The sequence below is a fragment of the Nonomuraea helvata genome (genome assembly GCF_039535785.1).
Lineage (GTDB): Bacteria > Actinomycetota > Actinomycetes > Streptosporangiales > Streptosporangiaceae > Nonomuraea > Nonomuraea helvata.
The window spans coordinates 2,099,398-2,126,017 of sequence record NZ_BAAAXV010000001.1; the positions used below are offsets into that span (position 1 = coordinate 2,099,398).

General features: G+C 70.7%; 25 protein-coding genes. 12 read left to right on the top strand and 13 right to left on the bottom strand.

Features of this window, described 5'->3' with window-relative positions; all coding sequences use genetic code 11:
- Positions 1 to 141: 141 nt before the first annotated feature.
- Genes ABD830_RS09645 through ABD830_RS09660 form a run of 4 tightly spaced genes read left to right on the top strand, consistent with a single transcriptional unit; the run spans position 142 to position 3,060 of the window.
- Complete coding sequence (locus ABD830_RS09645; protein ID WP_344986169.1) at positions 142 to 1,023, top strand: metal ABC transporter substrate-binding protein; 882 nt, start codon at positions 142 to 144, stop codon at positions 1,021 to 1,023.
- On the top strand, positions 1,020 to 1,799 hold the full coding sequence (locus tag ABD830_RS09650; RefSeq protein ID WP_344986171.1) for a metal ABC transporter ATP-binding protein: 780 nt from the start codon (positions 1,020 to 1,022) through the stop codon (positions 1,797 to 1,799). The genes ABD830_RS09645 and ABD830_RS09650 overlap by 4 nt, the downstream gene beginning before the upstream one ends.
- A complete protein-coding gene (locus ABD830_RS09655) occupies positions 1,799 to 2,671 on the top strand; it encodes a metal ABC transporter permease (RefSeq protein WP_344987652.1) in 873 nt (290 codons plus the stop codon). The genes ABD830_RS09650 and ABD830_RS09655 overlap by 1 nt, the downstream gene beginning before the upstream one ends.
- Positions 2,668 to 3,060, top strand: a complete 393-nt coding sequence (locus ABD830_RS09660; RefSeq protein WP_344986172.1) for a Fur family transcriptional regulator — start codon at positions 2,668 to 2,670, stop codon at positions 3,058 to 3,060. Before ABD830_RS09655 ends, ABD830_RS09660 begins: the two co-directional genes overlap by 4 nt.
- Positions 3,061 to 3,066: 6 nt before the next feature.
- On the opposite strand, the gene ABD830_RS09665 is transcribed toward ABD830_RS09660, so the two are convergent.
- Entirely contained in the window at positions 3,067 to 3,360 is a 294-nt protein-coding gene (locus ABD830_RS09665; protein ID WP_344986174.1) for an EamA family transporter, read from the bottom strand.
- Between the two features lie 253 nt (positions 3,361 to 3,613).
- Between ABD830_RS09665 and ABD830_RS09670 the strand changes: the two genes are divergently transcribed.
- Positions 3,614 to 4,141: a CGNR zinc finger domain-containing protein gene (locus ABD830_RS09670; RefSeq protein ID WP_344987653.1), complete on the top strand. Its 528-nt coding sequence runs from the start codon at positions 3,614 to 3,616 to the stop codon at positions 4,139 to 4,141.
- Positions 4,142 to 4,153: 12 nt separating this feature from the next.
- Here ABD830_RS09670 and ABD830_RS09675 read toward each other — a convergent pair whose 3' ends face one another.
- Complete coding sequence (locus tag ABD830_RS09675) at positions 4,154 to 4,492, bottom strand: hydroxyisourate hydrolase (RefSeq protein ID WP_344986175.1); 339 nt, start codon at positions 4,490 to 4,492, stop codon at positions 4,154 to 4,156.
- A gap of 1,957 nt (positions 4,493 to 6,449) precedes the next feature.
- On the opposite strand from ABD830_RS09675, the gene ABD830_RS09680 reads away from it, so the two are divergent.
- Complete coding sequence (locus tag ABD830_RS09680) at positions 6,450 to 9,494, top strand: AfsR/SARP family transcriptional regulator (RefSeq protein ID WP_344986177.1); 3,045 nt, start codon at positions 6,450 to 6,452, stop codon at positions 9,492 to 9,494.
- On the opposite strand, the gene ABD830_RS09685 is transcribed toward ABD830_RS09680, so the two are convergent.
- Positions 9,495 to 9,704 (bottom strand): DUF6059 family protein, encoded by a 210-nt coding sequence (locus tag ABD830_RS09685; protein WP_344986178.1) that lies wholly within the window; start codon positions 9,702 to 9,704, stop codon positions 9,495 to 9,497.
- Positions 9,705 to 9,863: 159 nt separating this feature from the next.
- On the opposite strand from ABD830_RS09685, the gene ABD830_RS09690 reads away from it, so the two are divergent.
- A complete protein-coding gene (locus ABD830_RS09690; RefSeq protein WP_344986180.1) occupies positions 9,864 to 10,163 on the top strand; it encodes a WhiB family transcriptional regulator in 300 nt (99 codons plus the stop codon).
- Positions 10,164 to 10,338: 175 nt separating this feature from the next.
- Here the strand turns inward: ABD830_RS09690 and ABD830_RS09695 are convergent, their stop codons facing one another.
- Genes ABD830_RS09695 through ABD830_RS09710 form a run of 4 tightly spaced genes read right to left on the bottom strand, consistent with a single transcriptional unit; the run spans position 10,339 to position 13,686 of the window.
- On the bottom strand, positions 10,339 to 11,121 hold the full coding sequence (locus ABD830_RS09695) for an SDR family NAD(P)-dependent oxidoreductase (protein ID WP_344986181.1): 783 nt from the start codon (positions 11,119 to 11,121) through the stop codon (positions 10,339 to 10,341).
- 9 nt (positions 11,122 to 11,130) lie between these two features.
- The gene (locus ABD830_RS09700; protein ID WP_344986182.1) at positions 11,131 to 11,805 is read right to left on the bottom strand and encodes an SDR family NAD(P)-dependent oxidoreductase; all 675 of its coding nucleotides are present in this window, start codon (positions 11,803 to 11,805) and stop codon (positions 11,131 to 11,133) included.
- Positions 11,802 to 13,001, bottom strand: coding sequence for a cytochrome P450 (locus ABD830_RS09705; protein WP_344986183.1), 1,200 nt, complete (start codon positions 12,999 to 13,001; stop codon positions 11,802 to 11,804). Before ABD830_RS09705 ends, ABD830_RS09700 begins: the two co-directional genes overlap by 4 nt.
- Positions 13,002 to 13,017: 16 nt before the next feature.
- Complete coding sequence (locus tag ABD830_RS09710; protein WP_344986184.1) at positions 13,018 to 13,686, bottom strand: TenA family protein; 669 nt, start codon at positions 13,684 to 13,686, stop codon at positions 13,018 to 13,020.
- 148 nt (positions 13,687 to 13,834) lie between these two features.
- Between ABD830_RS09710 and ABD830_RS09715 the strand changes: the two genes are divergently transcribed.
- On the top strand, positions 13,835 to 14,587 hold the full coding sequence (locus tag ABD830_RS09715) for an SDR family NAD(P)-dependent oxidoreductase (RefSeq protein ID WP_344986185.1): 753 nt from the start codon (positions 13,835 to 13,837) through the stop codon (positions 14,585 to 14,587).
- Positions 14,588 to 14,607: 20 nt separating this feature from the next.
- Entirely contained in the window at positions 14,608 to 15,909 is a 1,302-nt protein-coding gene (locus tag ABD830_RS09720; RefSeq protein ID WP_344986187.1) for a cation:proton antiporter, read from the top strand.
- A gap of 58 nt (positions 15,910 to 15,967) precedes the next feature.
- Here ABD830_RS09720 and ABD830_RS09725 read toward each other — a convergent pair whose 3' ends face one another.
- The 6 genes from ABD830_RS09725 to ABD830_RS09750 all read right to left on the bottom strand — a co-directional run bounded on the left by ABD830_RS09725 (position 15,968) and on the right by ABD830_RS09750 (position 21,154).
- The gene (locus ABD830_RS09725; protein ID WP_344986189.1) at positions 15,968 to 17,053 is read right to left on the bottom strand and encodes a beta-ketoacyl synthase N-terminal-like domain-containing protein; all 1,086 of its coding nucleotides are present in this window, start codon (positions 17,051 to 17,053) and stop codon (positions 15,968 to 15,970) included.
- Positions 17,050 to 18,273, bottom strand: a complete 1,224-nt coding sequence (locus ABD830_RS09730) for a beta-ketoacyl-[acyl-carrier-protein] synthase family protein (RefSeq protein WP_344986190.1) — start codon at positions 18,271 to 18,273, stop codon at positions 17,050 to 17,052. Before ABD830_RS09730 ends, ABD830_RS09725 begins: the two co-directional genes overlap by 4 nt.
- Entirely contained in the window at positions 18,266 to 18,532 is a 267-nt protein-coding gene (locus ABD830_RS09735) for an acyl carrier protein (RefSeq protein WP_344986192.1), read from the bottom strand. The genes ABD830_RS09730 and ABD830_RS09735 overlap by 8 nt, the downstream gene beginning before the upstream one ends.
- A gap of 12 nt (positions 18,533 to 18,544) precedes the next feature.
- Positions 18,545 to 19,492, bottom strand: a complete 948-nt coding sequence (locus tag ABD830_RS09740) for an SGNH/GDSL hydrolase family protein (RefSeq protein WP_344986193.1) — start codon at positions 19,490 to 19,492, stop codon at positions 18,545 to 18,547.
- A 53-nt stretch (positions 19,493 to 19,545) separates the two neighbouring features.
- A complete protein-coding gene (locus tag ABD830_RS09745) occupies positions 19,546 to 20,727 on the bottom strand; it encodes a nucleotide disphospho-sugar-binding domain-containing protein (protein WP_344986194.1) in 1,182 nt (393 codons plus the stop codon).
- A 61-nt stretch (positions 20,728 to 20,788) separates the two neighbouring features.
- A complete protein-coding gene (locus ABD830_RS09750; protein ID WP_344986195.1) occupies positions 20,789 to 21,154 on the bottom strand; it encodes a SchA/CurD-like domain-containing protein in 366 nt (121 codons plus the stop codon).
- 155 nt (positions 21,155 to 21,309) lie between these two features.
- On the opposite strand from ABD830_RS09750, the gene ABD830_RS09755 reads away from it, so the two are divergent.
- The 3 genes from ABD830_RS09755 (at position 21,310) to ABD830_RS09765 (ending at position 26,614) form a co-directional block, all read left to right on the top strand.
- Positions 21,310 to 22,866 (top strand): FAD-dependent monooxygenase, encoded by a 1,557-nt coding sequence (locus ABD830_RS09755; RefSeq protein ID WP_344986196.1) that lies wholly within the window; start codon positions 21,310 to 21,312, stop codon positions 22,864 to 22,866.
- Between the two features lie 5 nt (positions 22,867 to 22,871).
- On the top strand, positions 22,872 to 24,641 hold the full coding sequence (locus tag ABD830_RS09760) for an acetyl/propionyl/methylcrotonyl-CoA carboxylase subunit alpha (protein WP_344987654.1): 1,770 nt from the start codon (positions 22,872 to 22,874) through the stop codon (positions 24,639 to 24,641).
- 140 nt (positions 24,642 to 24,781) lie between these two features.
- Positions 24,782 to 26,614: an AfsR/SARP family transcriptional regulator gene (locus ABD830_RS09765; RefSeq protein ID WP_344986197.1), complete on the top strand. Its 1,833-nt coding sequence runs from the start codon at positions 24,782 to 24,784 to the stop codon at positions 26,612 to 26,614.
- Positions 26,615 to 26,620: the final 6 nt, after the last annotated feature.

Below are 26,620 nucleotides of genomic sequence, written 5' to 3' on the forward strand. Positions count from 1 at the left end.
GGGATGCCGTACGGCGCCGCCTGGCCCCCAGCTCCGCCGTCCGGCATCCCCGTGAGTTCAGCGCGGTTTTGACAACCATTTTCATTTTGGCCCATACTGACTCACATGATGTCAGGATTTTCCCGGTCGTACGCTGCTGGTTTGCTGGCCGGAGCCACTCTCCTCACCACTGCCGCCTGCGGCTCGGGCTCCGCTGAAACCGTCTCGGGAGACCGGCCCGAGGTGGTGGCCGCGTTCTATCCGCTCCAGTGGCTGACCGAGCAAGTGGGGGGATCCGACGCGCACGTCACCGGCCTGACCGCGCCCGGCGTGGAGCCGCACGACCTGGAGCTGGGCATCCAGCAGGTGAGCGAGCTCCAGAAGGCCGCGCTCACCGTCTACATCAAGGGCGTCCAGCCGGCCGTGGACGACGCGGTGGACGCGGACCGCAGCTTCGACGCCGCGACGGCCGTCAAGACGCTCCCCTCTCACGGAGGCGAAGAGCACGCGGGCGAGGAGCACGATCACGAGGTCTCCTACGACCCGCACCTCTGGCTCGACCCCTCCCGCCTGGCCACCGTCGCCACCAAGCTCGGCGAGCGCCTGGCCGCCGCCGACCCGCCGCACGCGCAGGCGTACCAGGATCGCGCCGCCAGGACGGCGAGCGCGCTGGGAGCGCTCGACCAGGAGTTCGCCAAGGGCCTGAGCACGTGCAAGACCAAGACGCTGGTCACCGCGCACGAGGCGTTCGGCTATCTGGCCGACCGTTACGGGCTCAAGCAGGTCGGCATCACGCTCGACCCGGAGCAGGAGCCGTCGCCCGCGCGCCTCTCCGAGGTGGCCAAGCTGGCCAGGTCCGAAGGCGTGACCACGGTCTTCACCGAGTCTCTGGTCAGCCCCAAGGTGGGTGAGGTGCTGGCGAACCAGGTCGGCGCGAAGACGGCGGTGCTCGACCCGCTGGAGAGCAAGCCCTCCGGCGACTACCTGTCCGCCATGCGCGATAACCTCAAAACCCTTCAAACAGCACTGGGGTGTACGGCATGAGCGAAACGGCCTTCGCGATGACCGACGGCCGGGTCTCCTTCGATGGCAAGCCCGTCCTTCGCGGGATCGATCTGACCGTCTGCCCTGGAGAGGTCGTGGCCCTCCTGGGCGCCAACGGCTCCGGCAAGTCGACACTGGTCCGCGCGCTGCTCGGCCTCACGCCGCTGTCCGGCGGCACGACGCTGGTGTACGGCTCACCGCCCGGCAAGTTCCGCGACTGGTGGCGCATCGGCTACGTGCCGCAGCGGCTGCACGTCGGCGGCGGCGTGCCCGCCACCGTGCGGGAGGTCGTGGCCTCGGGCCGCATCGCCAGGCAGAGCCGGCTCCGCAGGACCAGCCCGGCCGACAGGGCCGCCGTGGCCCACGCGCTGGAGGCCGTCCGGCTGGCCGACCGCGCGAACGACCCCGTGCAGTCGCTGTCGGGCGGGCAGCAGCAGCGGGTGCTCATCGCCCGCGCGCTGGCCGGGGAGCCGGACACGTACGTGATGGACGAGCCGACGGCGGGCGTGGACGCCGGGACACAGCAGTTGCTGGCCGACACGCTCGCCGGGCTGGTGCTCGACGGCAAGACGGTGGTGCTGGTCGCGCATGAGCTGGGGCCGCTGGAGCCGATCATCACCCGCGGCGTGGTGATCCGCGAGGGCCGCGTCGCGCACGACGGCCGCCCGCCGCGCCCGGAGGGCGACTGCGCCAGGCCAGGCCACGAGCACCAGCACCCGCACGCCGCGGCCCCGGCCGCGGGACCGCTGACGGGCTGGCAGGGAGACGCATCATGATCATGGAACTTCTCCAGGAGCAGCTCTTCCAGCTCGCCCTGGTCGCCGCGCTGCTGGTGGGCCTCTGCGCGCCCGCCGTGGGGACGTTCATCGTGCAGCGCCGGCTCGCACTGCTGGGCGACGGCATCGGACACGTGGCGCTGACCGGCGTGGCCCTGGGCTTCCTGACGGGCACGGCGCCCGTGCTCACGGCCGTGATCGTCTCGGTCGTCGGGGCGGTGGCCATCGAGCTGGTCAGGGCTCGCGGGCGGACGAGCGGCGACGTGGCGCTCGCGCTGCTCTTCTACGGCGGGATCGCGGGCGGCGTCATGCTCATGGGCATCGCGCCCGGCGGCAGCAACGCCAAGCTGAACTCGTACCTGTTCGGCGCCATCGCCAGCGTGACCCCTCAGGACATCTGGGTGATCGGCGCGCTGGCCGTCGCCGTGATCGCGGTGGTCGTGATCTTCGGCAGGGAGCTGTTCGTGCTCTGCCAGGACGAGGAGATGGCCAGGGCGAGCGGCCTGCCGGTGCGCTTCCTCAGCCTGCTGATCGCGGTCACGGCCGCGCTGACCGTGGTGATCGCCATGCGCGTGGTCGGGCTGCTGCTGGTCAGCGCGCTGATGGTGATCCCGGTGGCCACCAGTCAGCAGCTCACGCGGGGGTTCCGCACCACGATGGGGCTGGCCATGCTGTTCGGGGTGCTCGCCTCGGTGGGCGGCCTGCTGGCCTCCACCTACTCGGCCAAGGTGCCGCCCGGTGCGGCGATCGTGCTTCTTGCTCTCGCCGGCTTCGTCCTGGCGCTCGCGATCGGTAGATTCGTACGGCGAGGCCGTACCCAGGAGTCGACAGTGAGCGAGAGAGCCAAGTTGCGCACGGAGGAGGCCGCATGACGACGAGACGCGATGCCGTGCACGACACCCTCCGCAGGAGCGAGGGCTTCCGCAGCGCGCAGGACGTCTATGCCGAGATGCGCCTGCACGGCGCCAAGATCGGCCTGACCACCGTCTACCGCGCCCTGCAGGCCCTGGCCGACGGCGGCCAGGTCGACGTGCTGCGCACGGACGAGGGCGAGTCGGTCTACCGCGCGTGCGCCAGCGACGCCCATCACCACCACCTGGTCTGCCGCCGCTGCGGCCACACGGTGGAGGTGGCCGGTCCCGCGGTCGAGCGGTGGGCGGAGGCCGTGGGGAGCGAGCACGGCTTCACCGGGATCACCCACACGGTGGAGGTCTTCGGCACCTGCTCCTCGTGCTCCACGGTCCCGGCCAAGGTGGGCTGAGCCCCCTCACGCCACCTTCGACAGCTCCTCGTCGCGGGCTTCCCTGGCCTGAGCACGGCGGCCGGAGCCGTACAGGACGCCGAGGACGACCACCAGGCACCCGGCGAGCTGCAGGACCGACGGTCGCTCGCCGAGCGCCACCGCCGACAGCGCCACGGTCGTCATGGGCTGGATGAGCAGCAGCAGCGCGGTGAGCGCGGCGGGCTGGCGCGGCAGCGAGAACGTGATCAGCGACCAGCCCAGCACCTGCGGCCCCAGCGCGAGCAGCAGCAGCCATCCGTGCGCCGGCCACTCGGGCACGAGGTCGGCGCCAGCACGAGCATGGGCGGCACGGCGTACGCACAGCGGAACAATGCCGACGTGGCGGGCGATACACCTGATAGCCGGACCAACGGGCCGGAGGTGGAGATGATGAGCGCACCGACTATCGCGACCAGCACGATACGGCGATGTGCACTCATGGAGACCCCCGAACGCCCATGCAGCAGATACAGTTCGACGACGCTAGAACCCGGCGCGGACAGGAGTCAACATGCCGTTTGGCCATGACATGGTGCATTCTTTGGCCACCGTTGTCGAACTGGTCAACACTTCGCCCTCCACAGGCGGCGAAGAGGGGCTGGCCGGCCTGGCCGAGTTGCAGGCGTTCGTGGAGTCCCGCCAGATCAGCGGTGTGACCAAGCTGACGCCCCGCGACCTGGGCCACGTGCGGATGGTGCGGGAGGCGTTCCACCGGGTCTTCACGGCCCCCGACCAGCCCACGGCGGTCCGCACGCTGAACGCCCTGCTGTCGGAGACCCGCATCACGCCCCGCCTGACGGAACACGACGGCCACCCGCTCCACATGCACTACTTCGCCGCCGACGCGACGCTGGCCGAGCACGTGGCGGCCGACTGCGGAGTGGCCCTGGCCCATCTGCTGGTCGAAGGCGAGGTCGAACGGCTGCGCACCTGCTCGGCCCCCGACTGCGACCGCGTCTTCGTCGACGAGTCCCGCAACCGGTCCCGGGTCTACTGCGACAGCCGGACGTGCGGCAACCGCATGCACGTGGCCGCCTACCGTGCCCGGCGCCGCGCCTAGAGGAGCGGGCGTTCAGCTCCTGGTGCCGAAGTACGTGGAGTACGTGCTCGGAGAGAGCATGACCAAGATCTTGCAGATGTCGGTCTCGTCGCGGATCCGGAACACGACCACGATCTCCGGATAGATGGCCTCGATGCCGAGCCCGGAGAAGTAGTAGTCGCTGTCGAAGACAACCCGGTACAGCCCGCGGGACAGCCCCGAGTGGGCCCACTTGCTGACGTTCCCGTCGCCGTCGGTCTCGGCCTTGCCGATGTCGTCCCACACGCCGTCGACCAACTGCTCCAAACGCACTCGCAGGCCCGACGCCGGCCGGCCGTACACTCCGTCGAGCACCTGCGCAGAGATATTCATGTCTTCACCATTCCGACGCCATCTATCCTTGTGCCTTCCAGCCGCTATTCGCCTGCCGGGCCAGCCCGCGCGCCAGGGCGTGGTTCATCGCGTCCGATCCGGGCAGGAGACCGAGACACACGCGAGATCCCTGCCCGCGAGACTGACGCGGATGCACCGGTAATTCGGCGGCACACCGGATTTAGAGGATGTCGGAGGCGCGTTACCAAGGTCAAGTTCGAGTGTCAACCAGAGCTGCGTGAGAGTGATCTGGCACACATTGCCGGCCTCTTCCCCGTGGCCGAACTGCAGCCCTTCTTACGCCGACCGGTAGGGGCCACTCCGCCGGGGCCGCACCACTGCCGCGGTCGTTGTGCGCATGGACCGGCGGGCGCGTTCTCGACGGCTTGCCGTTCATCCATTTGGTCAGGCTCGCGTAGGCGCCGGGCATGGCGCGCTCCACGACGGCCGTGAAGCTGAGAGCCATTTCCGTCCCGGCCCACGATCCAACACGTCACGCGACCGTCGCGCAAACCTCGAGCGACAAGTCAGGCATCGTCCCGTCGAACAGCTCAGACGAATACCGGGAGCCGCGTTCGCAGGTTCCCGGTATTCGCCCGGCCGGCTTCGATAACCATGCGGCATCCCGCTATGGCGAGCCCTTTGCACCGGCGTCGCGCAGTTACCACCTCTATGCGGCTGATCAGGGGAAACGTCGCATTACCTCGATGAATCGGGGTGCCTGGCGGATCGGACGGGCTCCGCGCGTGCGCTCGATCAGCTCTGCATCGTCCGCGACGCCATGTCGCTCGTGGCGCGGCCGGACGTCGGCCCCTCTCCGCCGGGTCCGCGCACGAACACGCGCCCGTCCCGACCATCCTTCCAAATCGACTTCGATTTCCGCGCCGAACCGCCGCGGCCGAGCGGCCGGGCATCCCGGCTTTTGCGCGGGCGCCGCACCCGGAAACGTCGTTCGACGGTCACCGGTCAATCCGACCCGCGGCCTGCGGGGAATCTTGATGATAACGCTAACCTGCCGGGCGCGTTCGCAACTCAGGAAGCGAATTTATCAGGACGGCGGACAGTCGCCGGCATAACCGGCGTGACCGCGATTTCCATGGCCCGCCCCGACGGGATATACCGCCATTTCACCGAGGACCTGCGCGGTGATGTCCGCTGTCAAGGCCGTACGCAACTCCGGAAATGTAATCGATCAGTTATGCACCGGTCCAGGGGCGATGCCCTGCGCCTTTCTCCCGCACCCTGGTCGCGGGGCCGCCTCGGGGGCGGTCCAAGAGCCCTCGCGGAGGTAACGCGCGACCGGGCGCGACGTCGGCCTATTTGCCCGCCACCGGCCCGCCTACTCCCCCGATATCCGCTTTGACCTGGGAAGATGCCACCCGAGAAGGGAACGGATAATGAATGGATGGAGGGCGCTCATAGCTTCGGATCAACAGGCAGCCCGCCGGGCGGCGGCAGGCGCCCCAATTGTTAACGCGAGGTAAAACATGATGTGGCGTCGTCTCACGAAAAGCATCATCCCGCTCGCTCTGTCCGCAGCCCTCTCCGCGGCAATCCTTTGGGCCGGCGCCCACTCCGCCGGCGGCTCGGTCGCACTGTCGCCTAATCTCAGCTCCATGCACGATGATGGCACTCCCTGGGACTGACCCGGCGCTCCCCGTACAAGCCTAGCGGCCGCCCCCGGGCGGCCGTTTTCGCATTCACGTGTACACACAGGTTCCGGACAATGGAGTACCGCTGCGGCATGAGAGGCGACCGCGTCGCGAACAGATCGCGAAGAAATAGGTCTAATCTGGCTTCCAAATGCACCGCGCTGTACACTCCGCGAGTAGGGGGTAATCCATCGGTCCTCTATCGCAGCCGGTCAGGGGGCCTGTCCTGCGCCGATGACGGTGATGGGCGTACCAGTGATGTCGGCTGCGCGCACGCCATCGCCGGGCTGAACGGGAGACACGGGGTGGAGATTCGGATCCTCGGCCCTTTGGAAATCATGATCGAGGGGAAGCGGCTGGACCTCGGCAGCCCGCGGCAGCAGGCCGTTCTCGCCGTCCTCCTGCTGGAGGCGGGGCGCGTGGTCTCGGTCCGCAGGCTCATGGAGGCGATCTACGGCGACGACCCGCCGGCCACGTCACGGGCGCAGATCCAGATCTGCATCTCCGCACTCCGGCGCTTGTTCGCCTCGTACGGACATCCCCACATCATCACCACCGAGTCGCAGGGCTACATCTTCCGTTGCGACGACGACCAGATCGACGCGCAGCGGTTCCGGCGGCTCACCGCCGAAGCGCGGCGCGCGCGTGACGCCGGGCAGCTCGACGACGCCGTACGCGGTTACCGCGAGGCCCTCGCCCTGTGCACCGGGCCGCTGGAGGGCATCGAGAGTCGGCTGGTCCGCTCGGCGGTGACCCGGTTCACCGAGCGGCAGATCACCATCAACGAGGAGTGCATCGAGCTCGAACTCGAGCTCGGCCGGCACCGCGAGCTGGTGGCCGAGATCACCGAGCTCGTCGAGAGGCACCCGCTCCGCGAACGCTTACGCGGTCAGCTCATGACCGCGCTGTACCGGTCCGGGCGCCAGGCGGAGGCGTTACAGGTCTACCAGCACACGCGGGAGACCATGATCGAGGAGCTGGGGCTGGAGCCCAACGAGGAGCTCCGCCAGTTGCATCAGGCGATCCTCACCTCGCACGAAAGCCTCAACGCCCCGGCCCCACCCCCACCCCCACGCGAATCCCCCTCCGCCGCGCCCCAGGGGACGCCGCGATTACTTCCCAGCGACATCGCCGACTTCACCGGCCGCCGCCGGCAGGTGGAGACGATAGGACGGCTGCTGACCTCGGACCGCTGCCAGCTCGCCGTGCCGGTGGCGGTCATCTACGGCAAGCCCGGCGTCGGAAAGACCGCCATCGCCGTGCACACCTCGCATGCCATCGCCGACAGGTTCCCCGACGGCCAGCTCTTCGCCGACCTGCACGGCGCCGCATCGCCCACGGTCCATCCCAAGCAGGTGCTCGAACGCTTCCTCCGCGCTCTCGGCCTGCCCGGCACGGAGATACCCGACGGCCTGGAGGAACGGGCCGAGGTCTACCGCACCATGCTCTCCAACCGGCGCATGCTGATCGTGCTCGACGACGCCGGCAGCGAGAGCCAGGTCCTCCCCCTCGTGCCCGGCTACCCGGACTGCGCCGTCATGGTCACCAGCCGCAGCCGCCTGGTCGGGCTGCCCGGCGCCATGTCCGTCGAGATCGAGACGTTCGAGTCGCAACAGTCGATCAACCTGCTCAAGCGCATCGCCGGCAGCGACCGCATCCAGGACGACCCGGAGCCCGCCGCCGCCCTGGCGCAGCTCTGCGGCCACCTCCCGCTGGCCCTGCGCATCGCCGGTGCCCGGCTCGCCGCCCGGCCCAACTGGACCATCGGCCACCTGGTGGAGCGGCTCGCCGACGAGGCGCGGCGGCTCGACGAGCTCAGGTACGGCGAGATGGGCATCCGGGCCAGCCTCGCCCTGACGTACGAGAGCATGAGCGAACCGGCCCGCCGCCTGCTCCGGCGGTTGGCCATCCTCGACTTCACCCACTACTCCGGCTGGATCGCGGCCGCGCTGCTCGACGCGCCGCTCACCGAGGCCCAGGACCTGCTCGACGACCTGTCCGACGCCCAGCTGATCGAGATGTCCGGCCCGGACGACGGGCACGCCCACTATCACCTGCACGAGCTGACCCGCGTGTTCGCGCGGGAGCGGGTGGTGGCCGAGGAGTCCCCCGTGGAACGCAAGGACGAGCTGACCCGGGTGCTCAGCGCCCTGCTCGCCCTCACCCAGCAGGCGCACAGCCTGGAGTACGGCGGCGACTACGTCAAGGTGCGCAGCGCCGCCCCGTCCTGGCCGGCCCCGCCCGAGCAGATGGAGACGATCATCGGGCTCCCGATGCAGTGGTTCGAGCGCGAGCGCGCGACGCTGGTGGCCGCGATCCGGCAGGCCGCCAGGGCCGGGCTCGTCGAGCTCTGCTGGGACCTGGCGATCACCTCGGTGACGCTGTTCGAGGCGCGCATCTACTACGACGACTGGCGGCAGACCCACGAGGTCGCGCTGGAGGCCGCCCGCCAGGCCGGGGACGTACGCGGCCAGGCGACGATGCTCTACTCGCTCGGCTCGCTGCACAGCGCCGAACAGCGCTTCGACGACGCCCGGCGCGACTTCGAGGCGGCGGCCGAGATGTTCAGGGCCGAGGGGTACGACCAGGGAGAGGCGCTGGCGATCCGCGACCTGGCGTTCCTGGACCGGATGTACGGCCGGCTCACCGCCGCCGAGAACGGTTACCGCCACGCGCTGAAGATCTTCCGCGCCAACGGGGACCTGGCCGCCGCGGCATTCGTGCTGCACAGCCTGGCCAGGACGCGGCTGGAGTTACGCGACCCCGCCGAGGCCAGGCGGCTGCTCGACGAGTCGCTCCGGCTCAGCCGCACGGCCGGGAGCAAGCGCGTCGAGGCTCAGGTGCTGTGCTGGCTCGGCGACGCGTACATCCAGGCGGGCGACCTCTCCCGCGCCGTCGACGTGCTCCAGTCGTCGCTGACGATGGTGCGGTCGATGGACGACGCCATCGGAGAGGCGTACGCGCTGCACCAGCTGGCGCTCGCGCGGCTGCGCCGCGGCGAGTTCTCCGAGGCGGCCACCGCGCTCGACCGGTGCATCGATCTGGCGGGCAGCGCCCGGTCGCGACTGGCCGAGGTCAAGGGGTTCACCGGGCTCGGCGAGCTGGCCTCCGCCCGGGGCGAGCCGGACAAGGCCATCCACCATCTGGACCAGGCGCTGGCGCTCTGCCGGAAGATCCACGCTCCGCTGTACGAGGTCCGGGTGCTCACCCAGCTCAGCGTGGCCCACGCCGCCACCGGCGACAGGACCGCGGCGGAGCAGGCCCTCGCGGAGGCACTGTCGCTGGCCGCGCAGATGGATCCGGTGGTCGTGGAGCAGGTCTGCGCCGACCTGGGCCGTCGCGCGACGTGATCAGGGCCGGTTCAGCTCTTTCCAGAGCCGCGCCTCCTCCGGGGTCAGCGGCACATCGGGGATGAGCTGTTCCGGATGTCCCGCCGGAAGAGATGGAGGCGGGTTCTCCGGAGGGACCACCAGGAAAGGGGCCATCCCGGAGAAACGCCCAACACCCACCAGGCCGTCCCAGATGAACTTGATGAGCCCTCTGGCAAGCCGAGCTAACACGCCCTCACCCTCCTTCGGCGTCCTGCAGTGATGGATTGTCGCTTCCCCCGCTCGATCCCGTCTGGACGCCGCTCCACGCCGGTCCATCGGGCCGGTCCAGCGGGCGTCGAACAGGCGTCGAGCCGCGGCGTGCACGCTGGGAGAAACGAGGGGGCAGACATGAAGACGTTCACCCTTCCGGCCCACCCCGGCGACGACGCCCTCGCCCGGCTGGAGTGCTCGCCCGTCGCCGAGCACTGGACGGCCAGGGCCGGCTGCGCGCAGAGCGATCCCGATCTGTTCTTCCACGACGCCGGCCACAGCGCCGCCCACCGCGCCAAGGCGATCTGCCGCGACTGCCCGGTGGCCGAGCAGTGCCTGGCGGTCGCCGTACGGTTGGAGGTGCGGCACGGCATCTGGGGCGGCCTGCTGCCCGAGGAGCGCCGCCACCTCTACCCGGCGACCAGGTCGGCCGCTTGACGCTCCCCACGCTGGCCGCCGCCCTGCCACCCACCGCGCGGGCCGGCTGCATCCCCCTGAGAGCCGTGCCCCGCTGAGCATCACGTGGACCGAAGAGGCGTCGCCAGAAGCCACCACCCGCACGATCGAGGCCGGCTAGCCGCGTGGCGGTGAGCCGGCCTCGTGCGCGTCGCCCTCAGGAGGGGCGGTTGTAGTGAGCCGGAGGAGCCATACCGGCATCGATCATGACCTCCGCGCCCGTGATGCTGCGGACCCTGCCGGACGCCAGCATGACGACCAGGGTCGCGATCTCGTCGGGGTCGATCATCTCCCCCGTGGAGAGCCCCGTCATCTTGGGCACGGTGGCGACGAACTCCTCCGGGGTCATCCCCGCGCGCTTCGCGATCTCCGGGTTCGTCCACAGCCGGGTACGGACCGGCCCGGGCGAGATGGTGTTGACCCGGACGCCTTGCGAGCTGAACTCCGCGGACAGCGCCTTGCCGATGTTGGTGAGCGCGGCCTTGGCGGCCGAGTAGTGCCCGAGCCGTGGGTCCACCATGCTCGAGTTCATCGAGCCGATGTTGATGATGGCGCCGTTCCGCTCGACCAGGCTGGGGAGCGCCGCCCGGGTGGCCCGGATCGTGGTCAGGACGTTGAGCTCGAACGTGTGCTGCCAGACGTCGTCCTCGATGTCCAGGAAGCCCGAGGCCAGCTTCACCCCGCCGCCCACGTTGTTGACCAGGATGTCGATGCCGCCGAACTTGGCGAGCGCCGCGTCGATCAGCGACTGCGGGCCCTGCTTGGTGAGGAGGTCGACTTCGAGGGTGTGCGGCGTCGTGGCCAGCAGGTCCGCGCTGACGGTACGTGCCCCGCCGAAGACGTCGGCGCCCGCGGAGACCAGTTTCTGCGTGACCGCCAGCCCGATCCCGGCGCCGGCCCCGGTGACCACGGCCGTCTTGCCGGTCAGGTCGAATTCCATGCTCTCTCCTTAACGTTTCTCGGTGAGGAAGCTGCCGTTCGGCCCGCCGGCCGGCAGGGTCGCCACGTCGGCGATGAACCGGGCGGCCTGTTCCGGCGTGACGTGGCCGGAGGGCATCATGTCGGTACGCACGCGTCCCGGGTTGACCGCGTTCACCAGCACCCCGGTGCCCTCGCACTGGGCGGCCAGCATCGTGGTCAGGCCGTTCAACGCGCTCTTGGAGAGCGAGTAGCCGGGGGCGCCGGCGAAGAGGGCCCCGCCGAACTCGGCGGTCGTCCCGCTGGAGATCAGCACCACGCGGCCCCACCCGCGGCGGATCATGGACGGGACGAAGGCCTGGGCCAGCCGCCACGAGCCGATCAGGTTCACCCGCAGCGTCCGGTCGACCAGGTCGAGCGGCGCGGTGAGGGGGTCGGTGCGCGCGTCGAGCAGGACTCCGGCGTTGCACACCAGCACGTCGACGTGCTCGAGCTCCTTGCGCAGCAGCATGACGCCGGTGGGGTCGGTGACGTCCAGCACGTGCGGGCAGACGCCGGGACCGATGTCGGCGGCGGTGGCGAGGGCCGTCTCGGGGTCCCGCGCGGTCACCACCACCCGCAGGTTCCTGCGGTACAGCTCGGTGGCGACCGCGCGGCCGATCCCGCGGTTGGCCCCGGTGACGAGCGCGGTGCGCGGTCTGGTCACCACGTGACCGGAATCTCGCTGAAGCCCTCCATGAACCCGCCCAGGCCCCGGGGCAGCTCGTCGCCGGGCACCGCGAGGCGCAGGTCCGGGAACCGCCGCAGCAGGGTCTCGGTGGCCACCTGGAGTTCCATCCGGGCCAGGGCCGCGCCGACGCAGTAGTGGATGCCCGCGCCGAACGTCATGTGGTGGTTCTCCTTACGCCGGATGTCCAGCGTGAAGGGATCGTTGAACACGGTCTCGTCCATGTTGGCCGACTCCTCGGACAGCAGGACGCTGGAGCCTTCCTTGATCACCGTGCCGTCGGACAGCGGGATGTCCGTCAGCGCGTAGCGCAGGGTCCCGATGGACGAGCCCATGATCTGCGTACGCAGCAGCTCCTCCACCGCCGACGGCACCAGCGAGTAGTCGGCCCGGATCTCCTTGACCAGGTCCTGCCGGTGGAGCAGCACCGCGGTCCCGGTGCCGATCTGGCTGGCGGTGGTGACGTAGCCGGCGATGAGCAGGCTCTGCGTCCAGAAGTGCAGCTCGTGCTCGGACAGGCGGTTGTCGTCCTCGTCGCGTACCTTGATCAGGGCGCTGATCAGGTCGTCGCCCAGGTCCTCCCGCTTGGCGGCGATCAGCTCGACGAGATAGCCCCACAGGCCCTTGCGGCACTCCTCGACCTCGTCGGCGGGCAGCTTGGTGACGGACAGGAAGCCGTCCACCAGCCTGCGGAACCGGTTCCTGTCCTCCGGGGGGATGCCGAGCAGCTTGCAGATCACCAGGATCGGGAGCGGGAACGCGACCGCCTCGTTGAGGTCGACCGGCTTGGGCCCGGCCTCCATCTCGTCCAGCAGCTGGTCCACGGTCTCCTGCGCATAGGGCCGCAGCCGCTCGATCCGGCGCGCGGTGAACGCCTTGGTCACCAGGCTGCGCATCCTGGTGTGGTCCGGCGGGTCGGCGTCGATCTCGGGGTCGACGAACAGCTCGTTGTCCGCGGAGATCCGCGCGACACCGGGCCTGGCGATGTTCTTGCTCAGCCGCTCGTCGGCGAAGAGCTTCCTGACATCCTTATAACGCGTCACCATCACCGCCGTGTCACCGCTGGGCAGCCTGACCTCGACGAGAGCCTTGCTCCGCAGGCCACGCAGCCCCTCGGGCACCTCCATCGGAGGTGTCCACGCGAAGGGGTAGTGAATGGGGGTTTCCGTGCTCATTCGGCGACCTTTCTCCTTAAACCGGCCAGGAGGGCTGCCGCAGGCAGCATTCCGCGAAGGCCCATTCGTAACGGACGCTGGTGGAGAACTGCTCGACGATGAGCCGACGCTCCGCGGCCGAGCAGCTCTCGCCGGCCCGGTCGATCATGTCCAGGAACGCCCGCACGGCGTACCCGTAGGACTCACCCGGGTGGTAGACCTCGATCCACGGCAGATAACGGGAGCCGGGCGCCGCGTTGAGCTTCAGGTTGTCCGACACCTCGGCGTTGAACCAGACCATGGGCAGCAGCGCGCCGATCCCTGCGTAGTAGGAGCGCGCGGTGGCGGCCGCGAAGAAGGACGCGTGCGCGTGCGTGGCCGGGTCCACCGGGATCTGCTCGCCGAGCTCCGGCAGGCCGAGCTCTCCGGCCAGCCCGGTGTAGGCCTGGCGCAGCCGGTCCTTGGCCTCGAGCGTGCCCGCCACGGACTGGCCGAGCAGGAACGCGTCGGCGTCCTCGGGAGCGGCCGCGGCGCACCGGGCCAGGGCGCGGGCGTAGGCGGGCAGCAGGAAGCCGGTGTCCTGCTGGACGAAATAGGCGAGGGCCTCGCCGGGAAGCGAGCCGTCGCGAAGGCCGGACCAGAACGGATGGTCCTGCACCTTCCGTAACACCGGGTCCCTGATCTCCATGAGCTCTTCGTGCAGCATCGGCCTTCCCCTGTCGTCGTGAACTCCGCTCCGGACGGTAGGGACCCGTCCTAGAAGCCCTCTGGAGCCCGGCACCAGGCGGTGACCAGCCGTTCTCGAGCCCGCTGCCGCACATTGGTGGCTCCCAACGCCGACTTAAGGACGTCACATGGATCTTGGCTTGGCGGACAAGCGGGTACTGATCACCGGCGCCACACGGGGCATCGGCCTGGCCACGGCCCGCGTCTTCGCCGCGGAGCGGGCGCGGGTCGCCATCACGTATCACACCTCCGACGCCGCGGCCAAGCGCGTGGTCGAGGAGCTGGGCGGCGAGGACCGGGCGTGCGCCTTGCCGTACGACCTGGCCGATCCGGACTCCATCAGGCAGGCCGTGTCGGCCGTCGAGGAGCGCTGGGGCGGGGTCGACGTCGTGGTGGCCAACGCGCAGTCGTGGGTGTGGATCAACCCGGAGGACGTCCCGCCCTACCAGGACTTCCCCATGGATCACTGGCTCGGGCTGTTCCGCGAGAACGTCGAAGGCCACCTGTGGACCGTCCGCCAGGCGCTGGGCGGCATGCGGGAGCGCGGGTGGGGCCGGATCGTGCTGCTGTCGTCGGTGACCGCGACCCACGGGAATCCCGGTTCCGAGCTCTACAGCGCGGCCAAGGCGGCGCTGCACGGGTTCGTCCGCGGGCTGATGTGGACGCGCGACGGAGTGCTCGCGAACGTGGTCGCGCCCGGCGGCACGCTGACGGAGAGCCTGGAGGCCGTGGACCCCAAGCTTCTGGCGCGGGCCGTGGAGGAGACCCCGAGCGGGCGCCTCAGCACGGCGGACGACGTCGCGCGCCTCATCGTCTTCCTGTGCTCCGAGGCCAACGGCAACATCAACGGCGAAGTCGTGCACACCGCCGGCGGGCGCTGACCGAGAGCTGAGGGTTGACCATGCATCTCACCACTCCGGTGCCGCCCATCGCGGCCGACAGTCTCCTGCTCTTCCTGCTCCAGGTCGGGCTGCTCCTGCTGGTCGCCCTGGTGCTCGGCAGGCTCGCCACCCGGCTCGGCATGCCCGCGCTCGTGGGCGAGCTGGGCACCGGCGTCCTGCTCGGCCCCTCCCTGCTGGGCCACGTCGCGCCGGGGGTGTCGGACTGGCTGCTGCCCAGGGACGCCGCCCAGTTCCACCTGCTCGACGCGGTGGGCCAGATCGGCGTCCTGCTGCTGGTCGGCATCACCGGCATGCACCTGGACCTCGACCTGATCAAGCGCAAGGGCACGACCGCCGTCAGGGTCAGCACCGCCGGGCTCCTGGTGCCGCTGCTCTGCGGCGTCGGGGTGGGGCTGCTGCTGCCCGCCTCGCTCATGGCCGGGCAGGGCGACAGAACGGTCTTCGCCCTGTTCCTCGGCGTCGCGCTGTGCGTGAGCGCCATCCCGGTGATCGCCAAGACGCTCATGGACATGAACCTGCTGCACCGCGAGGTCGGCCAGCTCACCCTGGCCGCGGGCACTGTCGACGACGTCTTCGGCTGGCTGATGCTGTCGGTCGTGTCCGCCATGGCGACGACCGGCCTGCGCGCGGGCAGCATCGTCCAGTCCCTGGTGGCCCTGGCCGTCTTCGTCGCACTGGCGGTCACGGTCGGGCGGACCGCCGTCGGGGTGCTCCTGCGGCCGGTCAGCAGGTCGGGTTCGCCGGGACCAGCGATCGCCGCCGTGGTGGTCCTGCTCCTGGGCGGCGCCGCCGCCACTCACGCCCTCGGGCTCGAGGCGGTCTTCGGCGCCTTCGTCCTCGGCATCCTCATCGGCCAGGCGCCCGGCTTCGACCTGAGCCTGCTCGCGCCCCTCCGTACGGTCGTGCTGGCCGTGCTGGCCCCGATCTTCTTCGCCACGGCGGGGCTGCGTATGGACCTGACGGCGCTCGGCGACTCCGCGATCCTGCTGGCCGCCCTCGCGGTGGTGGCGATCGCGATCGTCGGCAAGTTCGTCGGCGCCTTCATCGGCGCGCTGAGCAGCCGCCTCACCCGCTGGGAGGCCCTCGCGCTGGGAGCCGGGATGAACGCCAGAGGCGTGATCGAGGTGATCGTCGCGATGGTGGGCCTGCGGCTCGGGGTGCTGAACACCGCGAGTTACACCATCCTCATCCTGGTCGCCGTCCTCACGTCCCTGATGGCGCCGCCGCTGCTGCGCCTGGCGATGGCCCGCGTGGCCGTCCAGCCCGGGGAGCGCGAACGCGAGCTGCGAACGGTCGCCTAGCACGCCGAAGAGACCGGCCCGGAGATGCTCTCCGGGCCGGTCTCTTCTTTGCGCCGGCTCAGCCAGGGTGGCGCAGCACCAGGCAGCCGACGTTCCCGTCGTCGCCGGTGACGACGACCAGGGCCACCGAACCGGCCGCGGCGGGGCCGGTGCGCCAGGCCGCGAGCACGTCCGCCAGCTGCAGCGCGGCCGTGGCGCTGAAGCTCTCGCCCAGCAGGGTCGCCGTCCTGAGCTGCGCGGGCAGCGGCTCGCCCAGGGCGTCGCGGACGCCGGCCTGCTCGGCCGCTCTCAGCCCGCGCAGGACCGACGCGCTCAAGGAGATGGCGGTGACCGCCGCGCCGGGCACGCCGCTGCGCTCCAGTGCACGGCCGACGGCGGTGGCCACGCCCTGCCGTACGTCTGACATGCCCAGGGTGCCGACCTCGCAGGCGAGCACCTCAGCCAGCGGCGCGCGGCCGGCCGCGGCGGCGCCTTCGGCGCTCTCCATGACGAAGACCGCCGCCCCCTCCCCCACCGCCGCGTCCGGCGCCAGCGCGCCGGACAGGTGCCAGGCCCACGCGGACTGGGGGCACAGCTCCTCCACCGCACCGACCAGGGCGCGGTCGATGTGGCCCTGGATGATCGCGTTCCTGGCGTAGCTGACCGCGCCCAGGCCCGACACGCGGCCGTCGGCGATCGTGGCGTTCACGCCGCGCAGCGAGTTCCAGATCGCGATCTGGCTCGCGCAGAAGTTCATCACCGAAGGCGGGAAGAGCGTGGCCTGCACCAGGTAGGGCTTCTCCCGCACCAGCGTCTCGCGGGAGAACTCGCTGGAGCTGCGGATGCTGCCGGTGCTGGTCCCGATCACCACGCCGGTCCTGGCGCGGTCGTCGTCGCTCAGGGCGGTCTCCAGCGTCGCCAGCGCGCGGTTGCTCGCCACCAGGGCGAGGCGCGTGGTCCGGTCCAGGGTCCTGATGCCCTTCTTGCCGAGGTACTCCTCGACCCTGAGGTCGGGGATCACCGCCAGCGGGATGGGCGGGTACTCCCCTTCGGGAGGCTCCGCCCGCCCTGCCTGGTTCCGTGGGGCGGTGAGCGCCTCCAGGCCGATGCCCGAAGGCGACACCACGCCGCAACCGGTGATCACGAGTGGCGCCGACGTGGTCACGCGACCCTCCCCAGGATGGTGATCGCATTGTTCCCGCCGAAGGCGAAGCCGTGGTTCTGCACGATCCGCGGCGAGGCCGTCCGGCCCGTCCCCGGTACGCAGTCCACCCCGGGGCCCAGCGCCGGATCGATCTCCGTCACGTTGGCCGTGGGCGGTAGGAACCCGTCATGCAGCGCCATGCAGCAGATCAGCGCGCCGAAGCCGCTGGCGGCGCCCATCGTGTGCCCGATCATGGATTTGATCGAGCTGATCGGCGGCAGCCTGTCGCCGAACACCTCACGCACCGCCTTCACCTCCGTGGCGTCGTTGGTCGGAGTGCCCGTGCCGTGCGCGCAGATGTAGTCGATGTCCTCGGAGCGCACTCCGGCGTTGCGGTGCGCGGCCCTGATGCACTCCGCGATGCTCGTCGGGTCGGGCGCCACCGGGTGCTTGGCGTCGCAGTTGACGCCGTACCCGAGCACTTCCGCATAGATACGGGCACCTCGGGCGAGTGCCCCCTCCAGCGGCTCGAGGAACAGCGCGACCCCGCCCTCCGCGGTGAGGATCCCCGAGCGGTGCGTGTCGAAGGGCCGGCACACCGACTCGGCCAGCGCCCCGAGCCGGTAGAAGCCGGCATGCTCCCACCGGTTGACCGAATCGGCACCGCCGCTGATCATGAAGTCGGCCTCGCCGGTACGCACCAGGTCGTAGGCATAGCCGAGCGTGTAATTGCTCGCCGAGCAGGCTGTCGCGATGGTGTGGGCCTCCCCGGTGAGAGCGAGCTCGGCGTTGACCGCGGCGGCGATGCGGTTGGCCGGCGCCCGGCGGGCGAGGACCGGGTCGATGTCCTTGAGCCCCTGGTCGACCCACTGGCTCACCAAGTCCTCGATCACCGCCGACTCGCCGAGCGTCGTCCCGATCGCCGAGCCCGCGCGCGCCGCCGAGACCTGAGCGGGATCGATCTCGGCGTCGATCAGCGCCAGCCGCGCGGCGGAGGCCGCGAACAGGCTGCTGCGGCCCCACTCCTCGACCCGCAGCCTGCGCAGCACCTGGCCGGGGTAGAAGTCGTGGACCTCGCCCGCGTAGGTGTGCGGGAACCCGCTCGCGTCGAAACTCCGGATGGGCGACACGCCGTTCCGCCCCGCCCTGATGGCGTCCGCGAAGGCGCGCGCCCCCGTTCCGAGGCTGCTCACCGCTCCGAGCCCGGTGACCACGACCCGGCGCGACGCCGTTTCAGGCATCGGTGTCCTCGTAACGGAGCACGAGCTCGACCACGGCCCCCAGGTTGACCATCTCGGGAAGGGCCTCGCTCGGGATGCGCACGCCCATGGACCGCTCGATGCTGGCGATGATGTCAATGGCCAGCAGCGAGTCGGCGCCGTGCTGGTTGACGAAATCGCTGGTGTACGTCAGCTCGTCCGGCTCGATCTCCAGGACGTCGACGAGGATGTCACGGATCTGCTGGAGCCGCTCGGCCTGGATCGCCACGTGGGACATCATGCTTCCTTTCGGTTAGGCGGCGCCCTCGAGCGCCCGGTGGATCATTTCCGCGGCTTGCCGGTTGCCGTCGTCGGTGAAGTGCACGGTGTCCGCGAACGCGTCGCCCTCGAACAGGTCGGCGGACAGGTTCAGGAACGAGATCCCCAGGTCGGCGCAGCCCTTGGCGTACAAGGCGGCGTAGGCGTCCCAGTTCTCCTCGATGGCGCTGTGCAGGACGCCGAAGACGGGTGCGTCGAAGTCGTACCGTGCCTTCTCCTCGGGGCTGAGCTGTCTCGTGCGCGAGGTCACGAGCGGCTGCAGGCAGAACAGGACCCGCGTACGCCCGCCCGCCGCCCGCGCGAGGAAGCCGAGGTGCTCGAGCCGCCTGCGGGCGGCCGCCTCCATCCGCGGCACGGTGTCGGCGAGGTTCCAGGCCGGGGCCTTGCCGCGCTTGCGGCGGCGGGACTCGAGGTCGGGCACCTCTTCGCCGGCGGCGAGGGTGGCCAGGTCGAACAGCGGGATCTCGGCGAGCTCCGTGAACGTGCGCTCGTAGGAGACGGCGCCGAACAGCCCGCTCGGGTCGAGCGAGCCGACCAGGTTGACGAAGTCGGGGCCGCCACCGATGACCACCACGGTGGACGCCGCGTGCAGGAACGGTGTGGCGGCGACCAGCTCCTGGAGGGAGACCGCCGCGCACAGGCCCAGGTTGAGCTGCCGGGTCCCGGAGGCGAAGGCCAGGTGCGAGGGAGGCGAGTCGCGGTCGGAGGTCGCGGCGAGGCCGACGGCCACCGAGTTGCCCAGCACTATCCCGCCGCCGCCCGCGGCCAGCCACGAGGTGGTGTCCACCGTGCCGAACGGCGAGTCCGAGAGGCGAAACCCCTCCTCATCGGTGTTGAGCACGGATGAACGGTGACCGGGAGGCAGGGTGAAGCCGAGGAAGGGATGCGGATAGAGATCGATGCCGTGCCGTTCGAGCAGCATCCCGCCACGGTGTCGCCGAGCGAATGACTCGTGCGCGAATTTCGGGGTGGATCTCATTGCTCGACAGTCACCGCCACCGGTTGAGGGCGGCTCGTGCCCGGCTCGACGAGGCTCTCCAGCGCCTTCACGACCTGGGCCGGGGACGGCTGGCCGGACATCTCGCCCTGCAGGCGCCGCGCGGCGGCCCGGTGACCCGGATTCGCCATCAGCTCGGCGAGATGGTCTCTGATCGCCGCCGGCTCGGCTGCCTGCGCCGGGAGGGCCAGCCCTGCGCCCGCCTCGGCCAGCCGCCCGGAGTGGCGTTGGTGATCGGGCAGCCGCGGGAGGTGCAGCTGCGGCAGCCCGTGCGCCAGCCCGGTCAGCAGGGTGCCCGCGCCGCCGTGGGCCACGACGACGTCGCAGGCCGGCAGCAGGAGGTCGAGCGGCGTTCCCTCGGTGACGTACGCACCGGGCGGCAGCTCGCCGAGCAGCGGCCGCTGCTCCGGCGTGACCGCGACGACCACTTCCACGTCGAGGTCGCCGATCGCCCTGGCCACCTCCCCCGCCAGGAAGAGCTCCGGAGCCACCCGGCTCGGCGTGGTGCCCCAGGTGACGCACACGCGCGGCCGGACGGACGGCGCGGGCAGGCCGACGGGCAGCCTGCCGGGACCGTTGTGGGGCAGATAGCGCATCGGCAGGCGGCGGGAGCCGACGGGAACCTGCAGCCCGGCGGGGCACGGGTCCACGGTCGCCACGCCGAACGGATCGACGGCGTCCAACCCCAGCTTCGCGCTGAGCGGGGCGAGCGCGTCCGGCAGGAAGCGCCCGACGACGCTCATGAGGTCGGTGCCGAACAGGTGCCGCACGGCCGGGACACCGAGCGCGGCGGCGGCCAGCGGCCCCGCGAAGGCGGTGGGCTCGAACACGATGAGGTCCGCGCGCCACCGCCTCCCCAGCGCGATGAGATCGTCCGTCATGGCCTCCGCCAGCTCGGCCAGCAGGCCGAAGACCCGCGGCCCGCCGCCCGACGGCCGCTGGGCCGACGGCGGCGGGAACACGATGTCGTGGAAGGTCGCCACCGCGTCCACGTCCCGCCCGACCGGCGCCGCCGGCAGGCCGGTACGCAGGATCGCGCCGGTGAGCTCCGGCTGGCTCGCCACCAGCACGTCGTGCCCGGCGGCCCGGCAGGCCCACGCGAGCGGCACCATCGCGTACAGGTGGGACGGCCACGCCCAGGTCGTGAAGATTATCCGCATGCGCCCAGGGCACCACGGGGCGGTGGCCGATGCCTCGAGCAGCACTGGAGGCGCCCTCGACTCACCGCGGCACGGCCAGCTGGGTGATCGAGCGCAGCATGCTGCTCTTGAACGTCCGGACGAACCCTTCGGGGGTGCCGGTGTCGCGAGGGGACCTGAGGTACGGCTTGAGTTTCCGCTCGACCTCCTGGACGCCCGGCTGGACGGCCATGTGCCGCGCCACGGCGTCGAGGTCGCCTTCGAACTCGATGAACCGGACCAGCAGGTTGTCCCTGATGAACACCGCCGTGGCCAGGATCCGCCCGGCCTGCTCGCCGTCAGCCCCCGGCACCACCGCCGACCTCGGCCGCTGGAAGCCGGAGAAGACCTCCGCGACCTGGTCCTCGTAGCCGCTCTTGATGTCATAGGTGATCGCCGTGAAGGGCATCGTGTCCTCCCAAGGGAAATCCGGTCTGTACGGCACGCAGCATGCACCGCCGTACTCGGACGAGACTCGAAGCCACCCGCGACCCGAGCGAGGCTTGAGCCTGCCGTGGAACCCTCCGGCAAGCGCACCGATGCAGCCGGAGAAGGAGACCATTGATGACGACGCCTGACGAGAACGCCCCGGTCCTCATCGTCGGTGGCGGGTACGCGGGCCTGGCCTCGGCACTGTTCCTGTCGGGGCACGGCGTGCGCCCGGTGCTGGTGGACAAGCAATCGGGCGTGTCCATCCAGGGCCGCGCACGCGGGATCAACCAGCGGACCATGGAGCTCTACCGCCCCCTTGGCCTGGCCGCGCGCATCGCGGCGGCCGGCGCGCCGTTCGACGCCGAATCGGGCGTCGTACGGTGCGAGAGCCTCGCGGGCGAGTGGACGTGGCTGCTGGACGACGACTCGCCGCGGGCCTTTCCCGAGCTGACCGCCGGCGAGTACGTCATGGCCGACCAGCGCAGCGTGGAGCCGATCCTGATCGAGGCGGCCCGCGGCCTGGGGGCCGACATCCGGTTCGACACGCGGTGCCTCTCGGTCGAGGTGGACGCCGAGGGTGTCACGGCGGTGACCGAGGACCGGGTCAGCGGGCAGCGGCGCACCATACGCTCCGACTATCTGATCGCCGCCGACGGCTTCCGCGGCGCCATCAGGCGCCGGCTCGGCATCGACCACACGGGGCCGGGCGTCACCCAGAACTGGGTCACCTTCATCGTCGAGGCGGACCTGGCGGAGCTCGTGACGCAGCGGGCCATGCTCTGGATCGTGGTCAACGCCGAGATCGGCTTCGGCTCGTTCCTCACCACCGCCGTGCCCGGCCAGTGGGCGATCAGCTTCACCTACGACCCCGCCAAGGAGTCCCCCGCCGACTTCACCCCGGCACGCTGCGAGAAGGTGGCCAGAACGGTCATCGGCCGGGACATCCCCGTCACCGTCCTCGACATCGCCTGCTGGGAGGAGGCCGTCGGGGTCGCCGACCGCTACCGCCACGGCCGCGTCTTCCTCGCCGGCGACTCCGCGCACGTCTGGTCGCCCGCCGGCGCGATGGGGGCGAACGCCGCCGTCCAGGACGCGCACAACCTGGCCTGGAAGCTCGCCGGGGTGCTCGGCGGGTGGGCGGGAGCGGGCCTGCTCGACACCTACGAGCCCGAGCGCAGGCCGGTGGCGCGGACGCTGGCGGAGATCACCGTACGGCGGCAGCAGGCCCGGTTCTCTGACCAGCCGTACGAGGACGACGTGGACGACCTGGTCTGCGCCCTCGGCCAGCGCTACGGGCACGACTCCGTCTACGGCGACCAGGTGGTGGCGCGAGCCGTTCCCGGCGCTCGCGCGCCGCACCTGTGGCTGCGCCACGAGGGGCGGCGGATCACGGTGCACGACCTGTTCCACGACGCGTTCGTGCTGCTCACCGGGGCTGACGGCGCCGGATGGACGGAGGCGGCGGACAAGTGCGCCGCCCAGCTGGGCGTCCCGTTGCGGGCCTACCGCGTCGGCCAGGAGGTGATCGACGTGGACGGCGCCTGGGAGGACCGCTACGGCGTCGGCCGGGACGGGGCGGTGCTCGTACGGCCCGACGGCTACGTGGCCTGGTGCGGCCCCTCGCCGGACGCCGACCCTGAGGCGACGCTCCGCGGCGCGCTCGGCCGGACTCTGGCGAGGACGTCATGAGCGGCATCTCCAAGGTCCTGATCGTCAACCGCGGCGAGATCGCGGTACGGATCGCCAGAGCCTGCAAGGACCTGGGCCTGACCAGCGTCGCCATCTACTCCGAACAGGACCTGAACGCCCTCCACGTCAAGCGCGCCGACGAGGCGTACGCGCTCGGCGGGACCAGCCCGGCCGAGACGTACCTGGCCATCGACAAGGTGCTGGCCGTCGCCGACCGCTCCGGCGCGGACGCGGTCCATCCCGGCTACGGGTTCCTGGCGGAGAACGCCGACTTCGCCGAGGCCGTCCTCGATGCGGGGCTCACCTGGATCGGCCCGCCGCCCGCCGCGATCAGGGCGCTCGGCGACAAGGTCGCCGCGCGGCACATCGCGCAGAAGGTCGGCGCGCCGATGGTGGCCGGCACCGGCGAGCCGGTCGCCGGTGTGGAGGAGGTGCTGGCCTTCGCCGCCGAGCACGGGCTCCCGATCGCGATCAAGGCGGCGTACGGCGGAGGCGGCCGGGGGCTGAAGGTCGCCTGCACGACGGCGGAGATCCCGGAGGCGTACGAGTCGGCGGTGCGCGAGGCGGTCACGGCCTTCGGGCGCGGGGAATGCTTCGTGGAGCGCTATCTGGAGCGGCCGCGCCACGTGGAGACCCAGTGCCTGGCCGACGCGTACGGCGAGGTCGTGGTGGTCTCGACCCGCGACTGCTCGCTGCAGCGGCGGCACCAGAAGCTCGTCGAGGAGGCGCCGGCCCCGTTCCTGACCGCCGAGCAGCGGGCGCAGCTCTACAGCAGCTCCAAGGCGATCCTGCGCGAGGCCGGCTACGTCGGCGCGGGCACCTGCGAGTTCCTCATCGGCCTGGACGGCGTGGTCTCGTTCCTCGAGGTGAACACCCGGCTGCAGGTCGAGCACCCGGTCACCGAGGAGGTGACGGGCATCGACCTGGTGCGGGAGATGTTCCGCATCGCGGAGGGCGAGCCCCTCGGCTACGGCGACCCGGAGCCGCGCGGCCACTCGATCGAGTTCCGGATCAACGCCGAGGACGCCGGGCGCGGATTCCTGCCGGCCCCCGGCACGATCGCGGCCTTCTGCCCGCCGAGCGGGCCGGGCGTGCGGCTGGACTCCGGGTACACGTCGGGCCAGGAGGTGCCGAGGGAGTTCGACTCGCTGATCGCCAAGCTGGTCGTGACGGGAGGCGATCGCGAACAGGCACTGCGGCGGGCCCGGCGGGCGCTGGCCGAGTTCGAGATCGAGGGGCTCCCCACGCTCCTGCCCTTCCACCGCGCCGCGGTGGAGGAGCCCGCCTTCACGGGCGAGCCGTTCACCGTGCACACCCGGTGGATCGAGACGGAGTTCGCCAATCCCGTCGAGCCGCACCCGCACACCGAGGTCGTCCCGGCGCAGGCCGCCCCCCGCGAGCGCGTCAGCGTCGAGGTGGACGGCCGTCGCCTCGAGGTCGTGCTGCCTACCGGCCTCATGAGCGGTGCGATGAACGCCCCGACGAACGGCGGGGCGATGCCAAGGCGCGGGGGCGCCGCCAAGGCGTCGACACTGGCAGGCGCCGACAGCGACGCCCTGGTCAGTTCGATGCAGGGCACCGTCGTCAAGGTCTTCGCGGCCGACGGCGACACCGTCGAGGAGGGCGAGACCATCCTGGTCATCGAGGCGATGAAGATGGAGCAGCCCGTCACCGCGCACAAACCGGGCGTGGTCACCGGCCTGTCCGCGACCCCCGGAGAGAGCGTCTCGTCCGGCGCCGTGCTGTGCCGGATCACCCCTAGTACCAGCCAGTAGGCCGCTAACCCGCAACCCTAGGGGTTGCTAGCAAAGAAGCTCAAAAATTAGCCTTCGAGTGGAATTGATGCCGGACGTCCGAATTCCGCCGGAATCAACGTTGATTCCCTCAACATGCCGTGCGCAGATTGAAGGGCACAATGAGCTTCCGCATACTCGGCCCGCTCGCTGTCATACACGAGGGCAGGGACATCACTCCTACAGCACCCAAGGTCCGCCAGGTCCTGGCCTTCCTCTTGGTACGCAAGGGCCAGATCGTGCAAATCAGCGAATTCATCGACGAGTTATGGGGAGATCATCCGCCGGAGAGCGCGATGACGACCCTGCAGACCTACATCTACAAACTCAGGAAAGAAGTGCTCGACCCCTCGGGCCTGGCACGTTTGCACACGCAGCAGTGCGGTTATCTGCTGGATGTTCCGGACGAAAGCGTCGATGTCGGCATCTTTGAAAAGGCGACGCGTGAAGGCCGTTTGACGCTGGAGAGCGGCGACGCGCAGCGCGCCGGCGAGCTGCTGTCCGAGGCGTTGAGCGTGTGGCGTGGCCAGGCCCTCCTCGGCGTCACCACGGGCGAGATCCTCTCCGCCCACGTGACCCGCCTGGAGGAGAACCGGCTGCGGGCCCTTGAGCTGCACATCGATGCCGACATGCGCCTCGGCCGCTACCGCGAGCTCATCAGCGAGCTGAAGACGCTCGTACACGGCTACCCCCTGCACGAGCGTTTCTACGGCGACCTCATGACGGCCCTGAACCGCTCCGGGCGCCGGTACGAGGCGCTGGAGGTCTACCGGCAGTTGCGCAAGGTGCTGATCGACGAGCTCGGGCTCGAACCGTCCGCCGCCCTGCAGCGCCTCCACCAGTCGCTGCTGAGCGCCGACGCCCCCAAACCGGCCGGGACCGCTCCCCCTCGGCCGCAGGGCGCCACCACCCCGCCGCCGGCCGCGCTGACCGTCCCCGCGCAGCTGTCGCCCGACATTTCCGACTTCACGGGACGGGTGGCGGAGCTCGCCCGGCTCGCCCAGGTCCTGGCCGCGCCCCAGCCCGGCAGCACCGCGGCCCGGACGATATCGATCACCGGGATGGGCGGCGTGGGGAAGACGACCCTGGCGCTGCACGCCGCGCACCTGCACCGGGCCCAGTTCCCCGACGGACAGCTCTTCACCGACCTCCACGGCGCGTCGGCCGCGCCGGCGTCGCCCGGTGACGTCCTCGCCGGCTTCCTGCGCTCGGTCGGGGTGCCGGACCAGCAGATCCCGCCGACGCTCGAGGAGCGCAGCAACCTCTTCCGGACCTGGAGCAACAACCGGCGGATCCTGGTCGTCCTCGACAACGCCAGCGATGCCGCCCAGGTGACCCCGCTCCTGCCCGCGACCCCCCACTGCGTCGTGATCGTCACCAGCCGCGAGGGGCTGCAGAGCATGCCGGGCGTGACCAACGTCGAACTCGGCGTCATGAGCCTGTCCGAAGGCACGCAACTGCTCGGCCGCATCATCGGGGCCGAACGGGTGGCCGCCGAGCCGGAGCACGCCGAGACGATCGTCGAGCTCTGCGGACGGCTGCCCCGGGCCCTGCGCTGCGTCGGCTCCCGGCTCGCCGCCGCCAGGGTCTGGTCGCTGCAGAAGATGGCGGCGCTGCTGGAGTCGTCCCCGGCGCCCCTCGACCAGCTGCGGTTCGCCGAGTTCGACGTGCGCGCCGACTACGACCACGCCTACTTCCGGCTCGACCCGCACGACCGCAGCACGCTCCGCCTCCTCAGTCTGCTCCCCGCGCAGGACTTCACCGCCGTGACCGCCGCAGGACTGCTCGGCAACGCCACCGACGCGGTGGAGGCCCGGCTGACCCGCCTGGCCGGCTGCCATCTGCTCGACGTACGGGCGGACGACGCCGGCAGCATCCGCTACGGCATGCACAGACTCACCCGGCTCTACGCACGTGAACGGTTGAACCGCGAGTTTCTCCAACCCGAGGATTGAGGTCAT